2 rRNA genes are annotated in these 3,180 nt (G+C 51.4%); both read right to left on the minus strand.

Annotated elements, in window-relative coordinates:
* Positions 1-68 (minus strand): 5S ribosomal RNA (gene rrf, locus BFP89_RS17215); the annotation flags it as partial.
* Positions 69-225: 157 nt separating this feature from the next.
* A 23S ribosomal RNA gene (locus BFP89_RS17220) occupies positions 226-3,117 on the minus strand.
* Positions 3,118-3,180 lie beyond the last annotated feature (63 nt).

Consider the following 3,180-nt stretch of genomic DNA (forward strand, 5'->3'; position numbering starts at 1 on the left):
GCGATGCATCGTTTCACTGCTGAGTTCGGGATGGGATCAGGTGGTTCCAATGCTCTATGGTCGTCAAGAAATTCGGGTACTGAGTCGTGACCAGATGGCCTCGCTTCAGCAAATTGGGGATGTGATAGTTTTCGGTGTTTTGTGAGCGTCGAACTTTCGGTTCATCTCGTCTTCACACACCGCAATCTGATGCTCGTTAGAGTAATCAAATTGCTTGGGTGTTATATGGTCAAGCCTCACGGGCAATTAGTATTGGTTAGCTCAACGCCTCACAGCGCTTACACACCCAACCTATCAACGTCGTAGTCTTCGACGGCCCTTCAGGGAACTCAAGGTTCCAGTGAGATCTCATCTTGAGGCTAGTTTCCCGCTTAGATGCTTTCAGCGGTTATCTATTCCGAACATAGCTACCCGGCAATGCCACTGGCGTGACAACCGGAACACCAGAGGTTCGTCCACTCCGGTCCTCTCGTACTAGGAGCAGCCCCTCTCAAATCTCAAACGTCCACGGCAGATAGGGACCGAACTGTCTCACGACGTTCTAAACCCAGCTCGCGTACCACTTTAAATGGCGAACAGCCATACCCTTGGGACCGGCTTCAGCCCCAGGATGTGATGAGCCGACATCGAGGTGCCAAACACCGCCGTCGATATGAACTCTTGGGCGGTATCAGCCTGTTATCCCCGGAGTACCTTTTATCCGTTGAGCGATGGCCCTTCCATACAGAACCACCGGATCACTAAGACCTACTTTCGTACCTGCTCGACGTGTCTGTCTCGCAGTCAAGCGCGCTTTTGCCTTTATACTCTACGACCGATTTCCGACCGGTCTGAGCGCACCTTCGTACTCCTCCGTTACTCTTTAGGAGGAGACCGCCCCAGTCAAACTACCCACCATACACTGTCCTCGATCCGGATAACGGACCTGAGTTAGAACCTCAAAGTTGCCAGGGTGGTATTTCAAGGTTGGCTCCACGCAGACTGGCGTCCACGCTTCAAAGCCTCCCACCTATCCTACACAAGCAAATTCAAAGTCCAGTGCAAAGCTATAGTAAAGGTTCACGGGGTCTTTCCGTCTAGCCGCGGATACACTGCATCTTCACAGCGATTTCAATTTCACTGAGTCTCGGGTGGAGACAGCGCCGCCATCGTTACGCCATTCGTGCAGGTCGGAACTTACCCGACAAGGAATTTCGCTACCTTAGGACCGTTATAGTTACGGCCGCCGTTTACCGGGGCTTCGATCAAGAGCTTCGCGTTAGCTAACCCCATCAATTAACCTTCCGGCACCGGGCAGGCGTCACACCCTATACGTCCACTTTCGTGTTTGCAGAGTGCTGTGTTTTTAATAAACAGTCGCAGCGGCCTGGTATCTTCGACCGGCATGAGCTTACGGAGCAAGTCCTTCACCCTCACCGGCGCACCTTCTCCCGAAGTTACGGTGCCATTTTGCCTAGTTCCTTCACCCGAGTTCTCTCAAGCGCCTTGGTATTCTCTACCCAACCACCTGTGTCGGTTTGGGGTACGGTTCCTGGTTACCTGAAGCTTAGAAGCTTTTCTTGGAAGCATGGCATCAACCACTTCGTCATCTAAAAGATGACTCGTCATCAGCTCTCGGCCTTAGAATCCCGGATTTACCTAAGATTCCAGCCTACCACCTTAAACTTGGACAACCAACGCCAAGCTGGCCTAGCCTTCTCCGTCCCTCCATCGCAATAACCAGAAGTACAGGAATATTAACCTGTTTTCCATCGACTACGCTTTTCAGCCTCGCCTTAGGGACCGACTAACCCTGCGTCGATTAACGTTGCGCAGGAAACCTTGGTCTTTCGGCGTGGGTGTTTTTCACACCCATTGTCGTTACTCATGTCAGCATTCGCACTTCTGATACCTCCAGCAAGCTTCTCAACTCACCTTCACAGGCTTACAGAACGCTCCTCTACCGCATCACTTACGTGATACCCGTAGCTTCGGTGTATGGTTTGAGCCCCGTTACATCTTCCGCGCAGGCCGACTCGACTAGTGAGCTATTACGCTTTCTTTAAAGGGTGGCTGCTTCTAAGCCAACCTCCTAGCTGTCTAAGCCTTCCCACATCGTTTCCCACTTAACCATAACTTTGGGACCTTAGCTGACGGTCTGGGTTGTTTCCCTTTTCACGACGGACGTTAGCACCCGCCGTGTGTCTCCCATGCTCGGCACTTGTAGGTATTCGGAGTTTGCATCGGTTTGGTAAGTCGGGATGACCCCCTAGCCGAAACAGTGCTCTACCCCCTACAGTGATACATGAGGCGCTACCTAAATAGCTTTCGAGGAGAACCAGCTATCTCCGAGCTTGATTAGCCTTTCACTCCGATCCACAGGTCATCCGCTAACTTTTCAACGGTAGTCGGTTCGGTCCTCCAGTTAGTGTTACCCAACCTTCAACCTGCCCATGGATAGATCGCCCGGTTTCGGGTCTATTCCCAGCGACTAGACGCCCTATTAAGACTCGCTTTCGCTACGCCTCCCCTATTCGGTTAAGCTCGCCACTGAAAATAAGTCGCTGACCCATTATACAAAAGGTACGCAGTCACCCAACAAAGTGGGCTCCCACTGCTTGTACGCATACGGTTTCAGGATCTATTTCACTCCCCTCTCCGGGGTTCTTTTCGCCTTTCCCTCACGGTACTAGTTCACTATCGGTCAGTCAGTAGTATTTAGCCTTGGAGGATGGTCCCCCCATATTCAGACAAAGTTTCTCGTGCTCCGTCCTACTCGATTTCATGACTAAGAGATTTTCGCGTACAGGGCTATCACCCACTATGGCCGCACTTTCCAGAGCGTTCCGCTAATCTCAAAGCCACTTAAGGGCTAGTCCCCGTTCGCTCGCCACTACTAAGGGAATCTCGGTTGATTTCTTTTCCTCAGGGTACTTAGATGTTTCAGTTCCCCTGGTTCGCCTCTTACGCCTATGTATTCAGCGTAAGATAACCATCTTATGATGGCTGGGTTCCCCCATTCAGACATCTCCGGATCAAAGTCTGTTTGCCGACTCCCCGAAGCTTTTCGCAGGCTACCACGTCTTTCATCGCCTCTGACTGCCAAGGCATCCACCGTATGCGCTTCTTCACTTGACCATATAACCCCAAGCAATCTGGTTATACTGTGAAGACAACATTCGCCGAAAATTCGAATTTCTC

This window comes from Pseudomonas sp. 31 R 17 (assembly GCF_900004915.1).
Classification (GTDB): Bacteria; Pseudomonadota; Gammaproteobacteria; order Pseudomonadales; family Pseudomonadaceae; genus Aquipseudomonas; species Aquipseudomonas orientalis_A.